Annotated in this window: 15 protein-coding genes; 7 read left to right on the top strand and 8 right to left on the bottom strand. The window is 70.8% G+C overall.

Going from position 1 to position 14,036, the window contains the following annotated elements; genetic code table 11:
- Positions 1–15 precede the first annotated feature (15 nt).
- Positions 16–1,188: an MFS transporter gene (locus Vau01_RS30235; RefSeq protein ID WP_203999509.1), complete on the bottom strand. Its 1,173-nt coding sequence runs from the start codon at positions 1,186–1,188 to the stop codon at positions 16–18.
- Positions 1,189–1,249: 61 nt separating this feature from the next.
- A complete protein-coding gene (locus tag Vau01_RS30230; protein WP_239151966.1) occupies positions 1,250–2,866 on the bottom strand; it encodes a pectate lyase family protein in 1,617 nt (538 codons plus the stop codon).
- Between the two features lie 206 nt (positions 2,867–3,072).
- Here Vau01_RS30230 and Vau01_RS30225 point away from each other — a divergent pair, with 206 nt between their 5' ends.
- Both Vau01_RS30225 and Vau01_RS30220 read left to right on the top strand, forming a co-directional pair.
- Positions 3,073–4,302 carry a phospholipase D-like domain-containing protein gene (locus Vau01_RS30225; RefSeq protein WP_203999507.1) on the top strand — a complete coding sequence of 410 codons (1,230 nt, stop codon included), beginning with the start codon at positions 3,073–3,075 and terminating at the stop codon, positions 4,300–4,302.
- A gap of 17 nt (positions 4,303–4,319) precedes the next feature.
- Positions 4,320–5,243 carry a DUF1295 domain-containing protein gene (locus tag Vau01_RS30220; protein ID WP_203999505.1) on the top strand — a complete coding sequence of 308 codons (924 nt, stop codon included), beginning with the start codon at positions 4,320–4,322 and terminating at the stop codon, positions 5,241–5,243.
- A gap of 1 nt (position 5,244) precedes the next feature.
- On the opposite strand, the gene Vau01_RS30215 is transcribed toward Vau01_RS30220, so the two are convergent.
- The 3 genes from Vau01_RS30215 to Vau01_RS30205 form a co-directional block, all read right to left on the bottom strand.
- A complete protein-coding gene (locus Vau01_RS30215) occupies positions 5,245–6,066 on the bottom strand; it encodes an SAM-dependent methyltransferase (protein WP_203999503.1) in 822 nt (273 codons plus the stop codon).
- A gap of 58 nt (positions 6,067–6,124) precedes the next feature.
- The gene (locus tag Vau01_RS30210; RefSeq protein ID WP_203999501.1) at positions 6,125–6,745 is read right to left on the bottom strand and encodes a class I SAM-dependent methyltransferase; all 621 of its coding nucleotides are present in this window, start codon (positions 6,743–6,745) and stop codon (positions 6,125–6,127) included.
- Positions 6,746–7,259: 514 nt separating this feature from the next.
- Positions 7,260–7,631 (bottom strand): hypothetical protein, encoded by a 372-nt coding sequence (locus Vau01_RS30205; RefSeq protein ID WP_203999499.1) that lies wholly within the window; start codon positions 7,629–7,631, stop codon positions 7,260–7,262.
- Between Vau01_RS30205 and Vau01_RS30200 the strand changes: the two genes are divergently transcribed.
- Positions 7,612–8,484 (top strand): EI24 domain-containing protein, encoded by an 873-nt coding sequence (locus Vau01_RS30200; protein ID WP_203999497.1) that lies wholly within the window; start codon positions 7,612–7,614, stop codon positions 8,482–8,484. The genes Vau01_RS30205 and Vau01_RS30200 overlap by 20 nt on opposite strands.
- Positions 8,485–8,813: 329 nt before the next feature.
- Here the strand turns inward: Vau01_RS30200 and Vau01_RS30195 are convergent, their stop codons facing one another.
- Positions 8,814–10,025, bottom strand: coding sequence for an MFS transporter (locus Vau01_RS30195; RefSeq protein WP_203999495.1), 1,212 nt, complete (start codon positions 10,023–10,025; stop codon positions 8,814–8,816).
- A 69-nt stretch (positions 10,026–10,094) separates the two neighbouring features.
- Here Vau01_RS30195 and Vau01_RS30190 point away from each other — a divergent pair, with 69 nt between their 5' ends.
- Complete coding sequence (locus Vau01_RS30190) at positions 10,095–11,051, top strand: ArsR/SmtB family transcription factor (RefSeq protein WP_203999493.1); 957 nt, start codon at positions 10,095–10,097, stop codon at positions 11,049–11,051.
- Here Vau01_RS30190 and Vau01_RS30185 read toward each other — a convergent pair.
- Positions 11,048–11,620: a TetR/AcrR family transcriptional regulator gene (locus tag Vau01_RS30185; protein WP_203999490.1), complete on the bottom strand. Its 573-nt coding sequence runs from the start codon at positions 11,618–11,620 to the stop codon at positions 11,048–11,050. The genes Vau01_RS30190 and Vau01_RS30185 overlap by 4 nt on opposite strands.
- Before the next feature lie 147 nt (positions 11,621–11,767).
- Between Vau01_RS30185 and Vau01_RS30180 the strand changes: the two genes are divergently transcribed.
- Positions 11,768–12,145, top strand: a complete 378-nt coding sequence (locus Vau01_RS30180) for a DUF1761 domain-containing protein (protein ID WP_203999488.1) — start codon at positions 11,768–11,770, stop codon at positions 12,143–12,145.
- 17 nt (positions 12,146–12,162) lie between these two features.
- Entirely contained in the window at positions 12,163–12,438 is a 276-nt protein-coding gene (locus Vau01_RS30175; RefSeq protein WP_203999485.1) for a DUF1905 domain-containing protein, read from the top strand.
- On the opposite strand, the gene Vau01_RS30170 is transcribed toward Vau01_RS30175, so the two are convergent.
- The gene (locus Vau01_RS30170) at positions 12,431–13,135 is read right to left on the bottom strand and encodes a GntR family transcriptional regulator (RefSeq protein WP_203999482.1); all 705 of its coding nucleotides are present in this window, start codon (positions 13,133–13,135) and stop codon (positions 12,431–12,433) included. The two genes, Vau01_RS30175 and Vau01_RS30170, sit on opposite strands and share 8 nt — an antisense overlap.
- Positions 13,136–13,239: 104 nt before the next feature.
- On the opposite strand from Vau01_RS30170, the gene Vau01_RS30165 reads away from it, so the two are divergent.
- Entirely contained in the window at positions 13,240–14,031 is a 792-nt protein-coding gene (locus Vau01_RS30165; RefSeq protein WP_203999480.1) for an FAD binding domain-containing protein, read from the top strand.
- Positions 14,032–14,036 lie beyond the last annotated feature (5 nt).

Here is a 14,036-nt window from a genome sequence, read left to right as displayed (position 1 = left end):
TGATCGGCCCGTACGTCAACGCTCCACAGTGGACGTCGTGCGCATCGCCGGCGCGCTCGCGGCCACGAACAGCGCGAGCGCCACCGGGACGACCAGCGCCGCACGCAGGCCGACCACCGTCGCGGCGGCACCGATCGCGATCGGACCGAGCAGGAACCCGAGGTAGCCGATGCTCACCACGGTCGACAGCGCGCGGCCGGCGCGCTGCGGGTCGCGGTCGCCGGCCGCGGAGAAGATCTGCGGCGCGACGCACGACAGGCCGGCGCCCAGCAACCCGAACCCGACCACGCCGGCGACCGGATGGTCGATCAGCATGGCGACGCCGAGCCCGGCGGCCGCGAGCAGCCCGCTCCCCCGCACCAGGCGGACCGGCCCGATCGCGCGGACGAGCGGGTCGCCGGCGAACCGGCCGGCGGTCATCGCGATGGAGAACGCGGCGTACCCGTACGCGGCGAAGCCGGGATCGCTGCCGAGGTGGTCGCGCAGGTACACCGCGCTCCAGTCGGCCGCCGCGCCCTCACCCACGAGCGTGCACAGCACGAGGAAACCGAGGAACAGCAACACATACCGGCGTCCGTTGGATTCGGGCCGCGGCGGGTGCGTCTCTCCGTCCACTGTCTTTGACGGAAGTATCCACAGTGACGTCCAGATGGCCAGGACCACGACGGCGGCCCCCACGATGAGGAACGTGGTGCCGGCGCCGACGTTGCGGCCGGCGAAGAAGCCGCCGACGATCGCTCCGCAGAAGCCGCCGATGCTGTAGACCGCGTGGAACGACGACATGATCGGCCGGCCGTCGGCGCGTTGCACCTCGATGGCGTTGGCGTTCATCGCGATGTTGAGCGTGCCGTGCGCGGCGCCGAACAGCACCAGCGCCACGCACAGGCCGACGAGCCCGGTCATGTAGCCGGGAACGACGAGCAGCACGCCCTCCAGCAACGCCGCCGGAACGAGCACGCGGGAACTGCCGAATCGGTCGGTCAGCCGCCCGATCGCCGCCATGCCCACGATGCACCCGGCGGCGAACGCGAGCAGCGCCACGCTCAACCGGCCGTCGCTCAGGCCGAGGCGCTCCTTCACCGCGGGAATCCGGGCCGTCCACACGCCCAGCGCCGAGCCGAACAGGAAGAAGGCGAGCGACGTGGCGACGCGGCCGCGTTGGATGCGGCCGCGGTCCTGTTCCCCCATGCGGAAGATCGTAGCGGGCAGGGCCGGCACCCGACGATCGTCAGGGTGCCGGCCCGCGTTCTCAGATCCGTCCGGCGCCCGCGCCCGCCGTGACGGATGCCTTGACACTGGCCACGTTCTCCGCCGTGTAGCTGTACGGCAGGGCGGCCACCGTGCCGTTCACCTCGCACGGCCCGGAGTTGGTCAGCGAGTTGTTCCGGGCGACGAGCCGCCCGGGACCCGAGTCGGCGTAACCACTCGCCGACCAGCAGGCCTGCTGCACGGTCTCGAAGACGTTGGCCTCGACGAGCACGCCGGCGTTCTCGGTCGACGCGATCGCGTAGGACGACGTGTTGTTGTTGACGTTCGTGTAGTAGTTGTTGAAGACGTGGACCGTCTCGCCGAAGCGCACCCGGGGGCTGCGCTCGAACGTCCGGTCGAACCAGTTGTGGTGGTAGGTGATCCGGAGGTGGCCGATGTCCTCGGAGCCGTTGCCGTCGGAGTGGCCCACGAGTGACGTCTTCCAGTGGTCGCGGATGATGTTCCACGAGACCGTGATGTAGTCGCCCGCGTGGGTGATGTCGATCATTCCGTCGTAGAAGTCGACGTCGCTCTCGATGGTGCTCTGCATCGTGTTGTGGTCGATCCAGATGTGGGTGGCGTTCTCGATCTGGATCGCGTCACCGCCGGGAACCCCGCGGATCTGCATGTTCTGGATGATGACGTTGGCCGGGCTCATGTCCTCGATGTTGAGCGTCGTGCCGGAGACACCGGAGTTCGAGCCGACGCCGCGGATCGTCTTGTTGGCCGAGATCTCGATCGTGCCCGAGCCGCTGAGCATGCCGTTGACGAGGATCGTCCGGGTGCCCGCGGCCTGTGCCTGGGTGCGGAGGTCGGCCCACGTCGACACGGTGACCGTGGTGCCACCGGCGCCGCCGGTGGTGCCGCCCGCCTGGGTGGCCCAGCCGACGATCCCGGTCGGCGGGTTCGGGTTCTGGCTCTGACTCTGGCTCGGCGACGGCTGTTGCGACGACGGTGTTCCGGGTGAGCTCGGCGGCTGGCTCGGGCTCGGTCCGGCGGCGTCGGTCACGACGACGTCGTCGAAGGAGCCGGCGGTGTAGTTGGCGAGCAGGCCGGCGCGTCCGGTGGGGTACGAGCCGTCGGACGCCGACACCACCGCGCTTCCGTTGACCGAGCCGACCAGCGAACCGCCGGTCGCGCTCAACGACAGCGTGTACCAGGTGCCGGTGGTCGCCGAGAACGGCGCGGAGGCGAGCGTGGTGGTCGCGCCCTTGCGGAGCTGCACGGCGGTCGGCGTGATCACGAGCGCGTAGAAGTTCGACGTGCTCTGCACGCGGGCCGTGACGCCGATCCCGCGCGAGCCGTTGGTGCTGAACGTGGTGGCCCGGACGCGGGCCGACACCGTGGCGGTGCCCCACGACGTCGAGCCCGCCGACGCCTTGGCGCTGGCGGAGGCGCTCGACTGCGCGTAGGCGCCGGACGACACCGACCAGCTGCCGCCGGAGGTGCTCCAGCCGTTGGCGTTGCCGTCGGCGACGTCGTCGGAGAGGAGCGTCGCGGCGTTGGCGGCGGTCGCGACGGTGAAGACGAGCGCAGTGGCCAGGACGGTGGCACCGGCACCGAGAGCGGTGAGGGTACGTCTGCTCAGGGGACGCGGCGGGTGCTTGAGTGGCTGCACTGGTGGACCTCCATGTCCGAAGCGCTCCAGGAAAGCGCTTTCCTAATACGGTATGGAGATGAAATTACGGCGGTCAATGGATTCCGTTTGCAGCTTTGTTGCATTGCCACCTCGCTGCAGATATAGATAGGCGTAACTTGCGGCCGGGAGGCCGGTCGCTCGTCGGCGGCCGGCAGACCCGGTCGCCGACACGGGGAGCTTCGATCATGGGAAAGAAACGCGTCGTCGCGGTACTGGCGGCCGGTCTGCTCGCGGTGGGCGGGCCGGTCGTGGGACAGCAGGCCGCGGTGGCGGACGACGAGGTGCGGCCGCTGGTCGCGTCCGCCCGCGCCACCATCGGCGGGTATCCGGTCTGGGCACACTTCTCGAATCCGCGCACCGCGCGCGACTACACGATCATCACCGAACTGCGCCGGCTCATCGACGCCGCGCCGGCCGGGTCGACGATCCGCGGCACGATCCACTCGATCAGCATCGACGAGGTCGCGCAGGCACTGGTGAACGCGAAGAACCGCGGCGTCACCGTGCAGGTCGTGGTCGACGGGAAGAACGCGGCGTCGACCGACCCGTCGATTCCGTCGCTGCGCCAGCTGAGCAACAGGTTCTGCGTGAACGCCAACGCCGGCCACAGCTGCGTCAGCACGAGTGCCGACGGTGACATGCACACGAAGATGTTCACGTTCACCGCCACCACCGACCCGGACGGCACCGCGCGCTCGAACGTGTCGTGGTTCGGCTCGTCGAACCTGACGTACGCGACCGGACCCGACTCGTTCAACAACACCGTCACCGTGTACGGCGACGCGACGCTGATGAACGGGCTCAACGCCAACGTCGCCGACCTGTTCGCGCAGCGGCACTACGCGAACAACGACTACTACGACTCGGCGTCGGGCCGCGGCTACTACATGGCGACGGCCGCCGACGTGTACGCGTCACCCGAGCGGGCCGGCCAGACCGACACGATCGTCACCCGGCTCAACGACGTCACGCCCGACGCCAACTGCCGGTTGCGCATCGGCATGGCGTCGGTGACGAGCGGGCGGCCGGAGATCGTCAGTCAGGTCAAGCGGTACCGCAGTGGCGGCTGCCAGGTGTGGATGGTCGTCGGCAACGACTCGGCCGGTGGCATCAGCATGAACCAGGGCGTCTACAACGACCTGCTGGGTGCCGGCGTGAAGATCCGGCGGATGGCACAGGTCCACGACAAGTTCTTCCTCGTGTACGGGAAGTACGGCACCGCCTACAACTACCGCGTCTACACCGGTTCGCAGAACTGGACCCAGGACGCGCTCAGCGAGAACGACGAGATCTTCGTGAAGATGGGCACGGAGTCGGGCGCGACCCACCCGCTGTACGACGGCTTCTACAACCATTTCAACGACGCCTACAACTTCGGCGTCACCTGCACCACGGCCAACTATCCGTGTAAGTAGTCCTCTACCCTCTTCCCATGACGATCGGCCGGGATGGATATCGGGTGGGCCGGGGGCTGGCGACGGCGTCGCGGCCGCTGGGTTTCGCGGTGGTCACCGCCGCGTACCTGGCGGCCGGCGTCGTCGCGTGGGGCGTGATTGCCGCGTTGCCCGACATGCATCCGCTGTGGGTGACGCTGTGGGCCGACCTCGCCGCCACCGTCGTCGTCTTCGCGGCGTCCATGGCGGTCGCCAACTCGAGCCTCTACGACCCCTACTGGAGCGTGGCACCACCGGTCATCGCCGTCGGGTGGGTGCTCTGGAACGACCACGGACTGAGCCGGCGGCAGGCCGTGGTGCTCGTCCTCATCCTGGCGTGGGCGGTACGACTCACCGCGAACTGGGCGCGGGGGTGGCGCGGCCTGAGCCACGAGGACTGGCGCTACGTCCAGATGCGCGACCAGCTTCCCCATCGCGTTCCGTGGTGGCTGGTCAGCCTCACCGGGATCCAGCTGATGCCGACGCTCGTCGTGTTCGTCGGCATGCTCGCGGTGTTCCCCGCGGTCACCGAGACAGGCCGGCGGTTCGGCGTCCTCGACGCCGTGGCCGCCGCGGTGACAGCCGCCGCGATCGCGGTCGAAGCGACCGCCGACCGCCAGTTGCACCGGTTCGCCGCCGACCCGGCGAACCGCGGCCGCGTCATCGACAGCGGCCTCTGGCGCCGCTCGCGCCACCCCAACTACCTCGGCGAGATCGGTTTCTGGTGGGGCATGTGGCTGTTCGGCCTCGCCGCCGCGCCCGGCTGGTGGTGGACGGTGATCGGCCCGCTCGGGATGGTGCTGCTGTTCACGGTCGTCAGCGTGCCGATGATGGACCGCCGGTCGCTGCAACGCCGGCCGGACTACGCTGAATACATGCGCCGCGTGCCGGCGATCTTCCCGTTGCGGTTGCGGCGGCTGTGACTCAGCGCTTGCGGGCCAGGCCGCCGATCATGGTGTAGTGGGTGTCTTTCTGGTCGGCGTCGTCCCGGCCGTCGGGGCGCCAGTCGGCCAGCGGCACCAGGCCGGGCTCGATCATCTCGAAGTCGCCGAAGTAGCCTTCGATCTCCTCGCGCAGCCGCCAGCGACCGGTGCCCATCGTCTCGTTGAACACCCGCTCGACGTCGCGCACCTTGGCCGAGATCTCCGGGTGCTCGCCGGCCGGGTCCCAGAAGTGGATGATCGCGAGGTAGCTGCCCGACGGTAGGGCGTCGCGCAGGGTCGCGGCGATGCCCGCCGGGTCTTCGGAGTCGTGGACGTGGTGCAGGATCGACAGCAGCAACAGGCCAACCGGTTCGGTGAAGTCGATGCGCTCGCGGACCGCCTGGCGGTCGAGGATCTTCTCCGGCGTCCGGACGTCGCCCTCGATGACCGTGGTGGTCTGCTCGGTGGCGAGCAGTGCCCGGCCGTGCACGAGCACCATCGGGTCGTTGTCGACGTAGACGACGCGCGCGTCCGGGTCGACGTCGTGCGCGACCTGGTGGACGTTGGTGTCGGTGGGCAGGCCGGAGCCGATGTCGAGGAACTGCCGGATCCCGGCGTCGGCGGCCATGTACCGCACCACCCGGCGGAGGAACGCGCGGCACGCCCGGCCCGCCTCCCGGGCGTCGGGCATGATTTCGAGCGCGCGCTCGGCGGCCATCCGGTCGATGGCGAAATGGTCCTTGCCGCCGACCATGAAATCGTAGACGCGGGCCACATTCGGCCTGGTGACGTCGATTCCCCGGGGTACCCTCTCGTCGCCCACTGCCGACCCTCCAATGTGGAATCTACGTCGGCGGTGAATATACCCTGCCGTCACTACCTCACGAGGTACCGGGCGCGACGGCGTGGATCCGCTCGACCGTGCCGGCCTTCAGCCGCTCGGTCTCCACCACGTCGAAGCCGGCCGCCTCCACCAGCGGCAACTGGCGGCGGGTGAAATGCTCGCCGGCCGTGCGGATCGTGACGCGCTCCAGCAGCCACTGGGCGGCCCGGATCGGCGGCCAGGTGCTGGCGATGTGGTCGAGGAGCAGCAGCCGCCCACCGGGCACCAGCGCGCGGCGCATCTCCGCGAGCGCGACCGCCGGTTCGGGGATCGAGCACAGGGACAGGGCACACAGCACCGTGTCGAAGGACGCGTCGGCGACCGGCAGCCGCTGGGCGTCGCCTTCCATCAGGTCGACGGCGCGCCCCTCCGTCGCGGCGCGTTCCCGTGCGATCGCCAGCATCCGCGGACTGAGATCGACACCGGTCACTGGCGTGTCGGCCGGATAGAACGGCAGGCTGCGGCCGGTGCCGATCGCGACCTCGAGCACCCGGCCGCGCACCCGGGCGCCGAGCCATTCGCGGCCGCCCCCGAACTGCAGCCGCTCGAAGAACGCGATCTGCCGGTCGTAGCTCGACGCGTGCCGGTCCCAGACCCGACGCTGCTTGTCGGTGCTCATGCGATACCTCCCCGACCTGCCGCAACAGTATCCGGGGCGGCTCTCGGGGTCACCACTCGGCGAGCGAGCCGCCGGCGTGGTGCCCACACCGGGTTGCGCCAGGCGGCGTCCCGGACCGGTCGTCTCGGCGACGCTCCGGCGTCTGTCCACTTCGGACACCCGGTCCCACGGCGGGCGCCCCAGCAAGCCCCGGCGCCCGTTTTATACCGATGTCATCAGCGGGGAACTTTGTCCACGTGGTGGCGTGTGCTCGTTTCCCCGTTGACAATGTCGGGACGAAACGGGCGCGCGTGACTCGGCCGGGTCGGATCGGTCATGCTGGTGGGCATGCTACGCACGTGGGTGGACGGGGGTCGCGCGTGACATCGTCTCCGGAGGAGCAACCGCCGTCGGCACCTCCCACCGGTCCCTACTTTCCTCCCCCCGTGCCGCCCACGGTTCCCGGCGCTCCGCCTGCGGCTCCCCTCGCACCGCCCACGGCGCCGTACGCTCCGCCGGCTGCCCCCGCGGCGTTCTACATTGCGCCCGCCGCGCCGTTCGCGCCACCGGCCGCCGCGCCGCCACCGGCCGCGCCGCCTCCCGCCTCCTTCGCGCAGCCGCCCTTCGCTCCGCCGCCCACCGCGCCGCCGCCCACCGCACCATTCGCGCCGCCACCGGCCGCCGCGCCGTTCGCACCGCCGCCCGCCGCGCCGTTCGCGCCACCGGCCGCCGCGCCGCCACCGGCCGCGCCGTTCGCGGCGTCGGCCCCGGTGCCCTTTGTGGTGCCGGCGCAGGCGTCGCCGCAGCAGTCCATGCTCGTCCGGGCCCAGCACCTCACCGGTCGGGCCCGGGTCCAGGCCACCACCGCCGGTTCGGCGGTGCGGGGGATGGCGTCGCGCGTTGACACGGGTCGGGTGGCGGCGGTCGCCGGGCAGGTGGGGCGCACGACCGTCACGCAGACCGGGCGGGCGGCGCGGCGGACGGTCTCGGCGGTCGCCGAGTTCGGGACGGGCATCGGCGCGTTCTGGCGGGGGTTGTGGACGTTTGTCACGAGTCCCGTGTTGTGGTTGTACGCGGTGGTGCCGGCGGTGGCCGTCTACCTTCTGACGTTTGCCGGGCGGGCCGGGGCCGACGCGGCCACCGAGAGCCTCACCGGGTGGGCGGTCGGGTTCGCCGAGGACTGGCCCGGAATCCTGCGGTGGGCGCTGGAGAATACCGTCCGGTGGGGACTCACCGGGCTTGCCTACATGCTGATCGGCTTCCTCGTCGTCCCCTTGACGCTCATCGTCGGTGCACCGTTCCTCGTGCTGACGGTGCGGCGGATGGAGCGCCGGCTCGGTGAGACCGTCGACCGCCGGGACCGGCCGGGGTGGTTGCGGGCCAGCGGTTTCGTGATGTCGCAGACGATCCTGGTGACGCTCGTGATCGCGTTCGGCGGCCTGGTGCTGGTGCCCATCCTGTTGATCCCCGGCATCAACGTGCTGGTGGCGCTGACGGTCGCGGTGCTGGTGAACGGGTTCGTCATCGGCCTGCTCGCGGTCGGGCCCACGCTGCACCACCGCGGCGTCGGCGAACGGCTCGCGCACCTGAAGTACGTGTGGCGGCGCCGGTGGCCGACGATCGGGTTCGGCACGATGAGCGTCCTCGTGTTGAGTGTCCCGTTCGCGCCGCTGCGCTGGTTCACGATCCCCGCCGTGTTCATCGGCGCGGTGCTGCTGCACCGGAAGTTCCCGCACGAGCCCGCACTGCCGTCGAGCTAGATCTGGGTGACTACGGTTTGCCGCAACCGACTTTTCTCTCCCTTAAGGCCGGTCGCGAAGGTCCCCGGATGCCATGCCGGTTGGGAACACCGCGAGCGGGCGATGGCGTGGTGCAATCGATCTTGCAGTAGTGGTTCCGGGTTGCAGCGGCATTGTTCCGCCTTGGTAGGCACAGGCACCACAACTGCAAGATCGACTCTTGAGGGGGTGATCCGGCGACGGCGGCGATACGGGTTCGGGGTCGCCATGACGAGCGACGGCCAGTCAAGATCGCTGTCCGTGGAAGAAACCCGCAGTGAGGCTTCAGGTTTGTTCCGCAAGCGGCGATCTTAGGCCTTCCCGACGTGATCGAGGTCGGCCGACGCGACGGCCGGCCAGTCGCGGAGGACGGGGGTCGCGAGCACGGCCGCGAGCAGGCGCAGTGCGCCGGCGACCATCCACGGGCCCGCGATCCCCAGCGGTGACACGGCGACGAGCCCGCCGAGGACAGCGCCGATCGGCTGCATTCCCCACGAGACCATCAGGCCGGCGCTGCTGACCCGGCCGATCAGTCCACTGGGGACGGTGCGCTGGCGCAACGACGTCGAGGCGACGTTCCACAACGACGCGCCGGCGGAGGTCACCGTCGTCAGCGCGGCCATGGTCGGCAGGTCGGTCGCGAGGGAGGCGACGCCGAGCATCGCGACCGGCGTCGTGAAGATCGTCGTGGTGACGACGGCGCGACCGCCGAACCGGCCGATGAGCCGCCCGCTGACGAGGCTGCCGAGGACGCCGCCGACCCCCATCGCGCTGAGCAGCACCCCGTAGCCGACCTCGTCGAGCCCGAGCCGTTGCCGCGCGAACAGCACGAGCGTCGAGACGGTCATGAAGTTCGCCAGGTTGGCGACGGCGGTCAGCATCGTCAGCGTGCGCAGCACCCGGTGACCGGCGAGCCAGCGGGCACCCGCCCACACGCCGCCGGCCGGCGACCGTCCACTCGCGACGGTCCGGACGGTGAGCCGCGCGACCAGCGTGACCGACACCGCGAACGCGGCGACGTCGAGCCACAGCGGCAGCGCCGCCGAGAACGAGAAGAGCAGGGCGCCGATCGGCGGGCCGAGGAACAGTTTCATCGCGAACATCGCGGCGTTCTGCTGACCGTTGGCGGTTTCCAGCCGGTCCGACGGCGTCACCGCGGGGATCAGCTTCTGCACGGTGACCTTCGCGAACGTCTCGGCGGTGCCGAGCGCGAACGCCACGCCATACAGCACCGCCATGGTGCCGGCGTCCATCATGGACACCACGGCGAGCGCGCCGACCAGCAGCGCCTGGCAGCACTGCACGACCACCAGCGCCCGCCGGCCGTCGGACCGGTCGACGATCGCGCCGGCCGGCAGGGCGGCGAGAAGCCACGGCAGCGTGCCCCACGCGGTCACGCCGGCGATCAGTCGCGGGTCGGTGGTGAGGGTCGCGGCGAGCAGCGGCAGGACCGCCACGAACACGCCGTCGCCCAGGCTGGTGACGGTCGAGGCGGTCCACAGCAGGCGCCAGTCTCTCTTCACGCGGGCAAGCGTGCGGCCGCCGGATGGAGCGGCGGTAGGATTTAGCTGACGCTAAACCGGGAGACGTGCATGAGGATCCGCATCCAGCTGGCCGGGGCCGAACTGGCCCGGGTGCGCTTCGCGATCTCGCCGGTGTACGAGACCGTCATGGCGTTGGCGGCGCTGGCGCGGCCCGGCGTGCACGCGGTGCACCTGCCGTGGGCGCGCTGGGCCCGGCCCCGACTGGCCACAGTGGACACTCTGCCGCTCCTGCAGGCCCTCGTCAGCCGCGACGGGTTCAAGCCGGGCTTCCTCATGCCGGCACCGGCCGCGCGGATGCCCGACATGACCGACGAGCTGCGCACGGTCCGGGCGACGAGACTCGCCGACGCCCGCGACGAGACCGCCCGGCTCACCTCCCGGCTGGCCCGGCAGTTCCACGACGATCCCCGCGCCGGCCTGCCGCTGGTGGTCGACGCCCTGCGCCGCTGCTACGACCTCGTGATCGCGCCGCACTGGGACCGCATGGTGCGCCTGCTCGACGCCGACATCGCGTTCCGCGCCCGGGCGCTGGCCGCGGGCGGGTTCGAGAGCCTGTTCACCGACCTGCACGACGACGTCGTGTGGGCCGACTCGGAGTTGATCGTCCACCCGCGACAGTCGCCGTCGGCGACGGTGAACGTCCGCGGGCACGGGCTCGTGCTGTGCCCGAGCGTCTTCTGCTGGCCACGGGTCACGGCGTCGACCAATCCCCCGACGGTCGGCACGCTTCGGTACCCGGCGCGGGGCGTCGCGACGCTGTGGGAGGCCGCCGAGCCCGCACCCGAGGCGCTGGCCAACCTGATCGGGCGCACCCGCGCGGCGATCCTCGCCCGGTTGGGCACGCCGCAGACCACCGGCGGACTCGCCGCCGGGCTGGGCGTCACCGCCGGTGCGGTGTCGCAGCATCTCGCGGTCCTCAAGGACGCCGGCCTCGTCGCGACGCATCGCGACGGCCGCACGACCCTGCACCTCCGCACCGATCGCGCGCAGGCCCTGATGGCTTAAGGGCCGTACCGAGCGAGGAACGTGTCGACCGCGGCAATGGCGATCGTGTCGAGATCGGCGCGGTCGGGTGGGGTGTCGTCGCCGCGCAACGTGCGGTCGTTGAGCGGCGCGGCGACGACGAGCCAGGTGAACTGCTGCGCGGCCGTCACCGGATCGCCGGTGCGGATGCGACCGCGCCGGTCGAGTTCGCCGAGCGCCGCGCCGAGGTTGGCGATGTTGCGGTCCCAACTGTCGGCGACGTAGCCGGCGGCCACCTCGGGGAACCGGCCCGCCTCGCTCGCGACGAGCCGGCGCATCCGGAGCACGTCGGCGCTGAGGATCCCGGCCTGCATCGTGCGCGCGAGGGTCAGGAGGGCGGAAGCGGTGTCGTCGGTTCTCAGAAAAAGATCGAGATGTGGACGCATGGCGTCGCGGCCGCGCGCCGCCCAGTCCCGCACGACGGCGGCGAACAACGCGTCCTTCGAGGGGTGCGCCTGGTAGAGCGACGCCTTCGAGATGCGGGCACGCGCGGCGACGGCGTCCATGGTGGTGCGGGCGAAGCCGTGTTCGAGGAAGACGGCGCGGGCCACCGCCAGCAGTTCGGTGCCCTGGCTACCACTGGGACGGCCCCGACGGCGGGTCTCGATCTCGCACCTCCAGTTCAGTACTTGACAGTACTTTATCGGTCGGCCTATGGTTCGGCAATCAGTACGGCATAGTACTAAAGTGAGGTTGCCATGATCGCACTCGGGATCGGCGTCGCCACGGTCGCCGCGTTCATCGTCAGTTCGGTGTATTACATCGTGATGCCGGCGGTCCCCATGGCAGGCGGCGCCACACCCGATTCCGGCCGCCCCGCGCCGTGGCAGATCGCGGCCGAACTCGTCCGCAGCGCGATCACCGCCGGCCTCGTCGCCGGGTTGCTTGTCGCCGGCGGATGGGACGGAGCCGCCGCCGGCGCCCTGCTCGGCCTCGTACTGTGGGTGCTGCCGTTCGTGATCCTCACCGGCTCGGTGGTCTGGGAACGGGTTCCCGTGCCCCGCGCCGCCCTGCACATCGGCGACTGGCTGGTCAAGCTCGTCGTGATCGGCGCCCTCGTCGGCGTGTTCGTATAAGAGGCAGGAGACCCGAGATGAGCCCACTCGACATCACGTTCACCGCGACCCTCGGCAAGGCACAGGAGGGCGACACCTGGACCTGCGTCAAGCTCCCCGACTCCGCGAAGATCTTCGGCACCCGTGGCCTCGTGAAGGTCGCCGGCACCGTCGACGGCGTCGCGTTCCGGGGCGCCTTCATGGCGCTGGGCGACGGCACCCACAAGCTGCCGATCAAGGCTGCCGTGCGCAAGGCGATCGGCAAGTCCGACGGCGACGACGTCGTCGTCCACCTGACCGAGCGCCTCAACTAGCGTTGCGACGGGCGCGGCCGTGTGCGTCGTGCGGGAGGTCGGCGTAGTGCCACTGGTGGTCGCGGGTCTCCCGGCACGCGGCCTCCAGATCGCCGGTCTCGATGGTCTTCAGCAGTTCGGCGTGTTCGCGGGCAATGTCTTTCAGTTTCACGTCGGCGGCGACCATCGTGACCGACGTGCGCGCCTCGATCCGTAGCGCCTCCCACGACAGCTTCAGCAACTCGTTGTGCGCCGCGTCGACGATGTGCCGGTGGAACGCCACGCTCGCCCGGGCCGCGGCGTCGGCGTCGCCGGAGCGGGTGGCGGCGCGCATGGCCTTCACCTCCGCGCGGAGCGCCGCGATCGGCATCGTGCCGGCCAGCATCGCGAGGCGGGTGGCGGTCTCTTCGAGTGCGGCCCGCACCACGTAGCACTCGCGCAGGGTCTGCTGCACGAAGTGCCGGACGAACGTGCCGCGCCGCGGCCGCGTCTCGACCATGCGCATCGCCTCGAGCTCGCGCAGCGCCTCGCGCACCGGCGCCTGGCTGGTGCCGTACACCGACGCGAGCCGGGTCTCGACCAGGCGCTCGCCGGGCGCGATCTCGCCCGACACGATGCGCACCACCAGCGACTCGCGGATCTGCTGCGCCAGCGTCATGCGCGACACCTCGGGCGCCGCCGTCGGGAACGGGATCGGCGGGGGCACGTCGGAGGTCATGCCGCCATCTTAAGCAGTGCTATTGACGCGCGCGGCGGGTGGTCTTAACGTCCGTGTAACCGATTATCGATAATAGATCGGGAGCGTGCTTCATGATCACGGCGGTGCGAATTCCCGATTCCGTTGCGGCTGCGGTGATCCACGCGGCGGCCGGCGGACGGGTGATGGCCGGCGGCACGATCGTCATGGCCCAGGTCAACCACGGAACGGCCGCGGCGTCCGAACTGGTCAGCCTGCGTCGGGCCGGTGTCTCCGGTATCGCGGTCGAGGGGACGCACGTGAGCGTCGGCGCCACCACGACGCTCGCCGAGGTCGAGGAGTCGACCGACCTCGCCTTCCTCCGTGCCGCCGTACGGACCATCGCCTCACCGACGATCCGCACGCTGGCGACGGTCGGCGGCAACCTCTTCGTCCCCCAGCCCTACGGCGATCTCGCCGTGTGCCTGCTCGCGCTCGACGCCACCGTCAACATCACCGGGCCGGACGGCGACCGGACGGCACCGGTGGAACGGCTCCGCCTCGATCGCGGCGAGATCGTCACCGCCGTGCGGTTCGCCGTGCCCGCCGCGGGAACGTGGTTCTATCACAAGGCGATGCGCCGCCGGCTCAACTCGGCCGCGATCGTCGCGGTCGCCGCGGTGGTGGAGACGGCCGACGGTCCGGCCGGTCGCACGGTCACGTCGGCGCGGATCGCGTTGGGCGGCGTGGCACCGCGTCCGGTCCGGGCCGGGTCCGCCGAGACCGTCCTCATCGGACGTCCACTGGAGACGGACGTGCTCGACGAGGCCGGCCGCGCGGCCCGCGCCGACATCGACCCGTTCGACGACAGCTACGCCAGCGCCTGGTACCGCAGCCGGGTACTCCCCGTTCATCTGCGACGTGCCTTCATCGGTTAGGAGGA

The sequence above is a fragment of the Virgisporangium aurantiacum genome (genome assembly GCF_016863635.1).
Classification (GTDB): domain Bacteria; phylum Actinomycetota; class Actinomycetes; order Mycobacteriales; family Micromonosporaceae; genus Virgisporangium; species Virgisporangium aurantiacum.
This window is presented reverse-complemented; position numbering and strand designations above follow the sequence as displayed.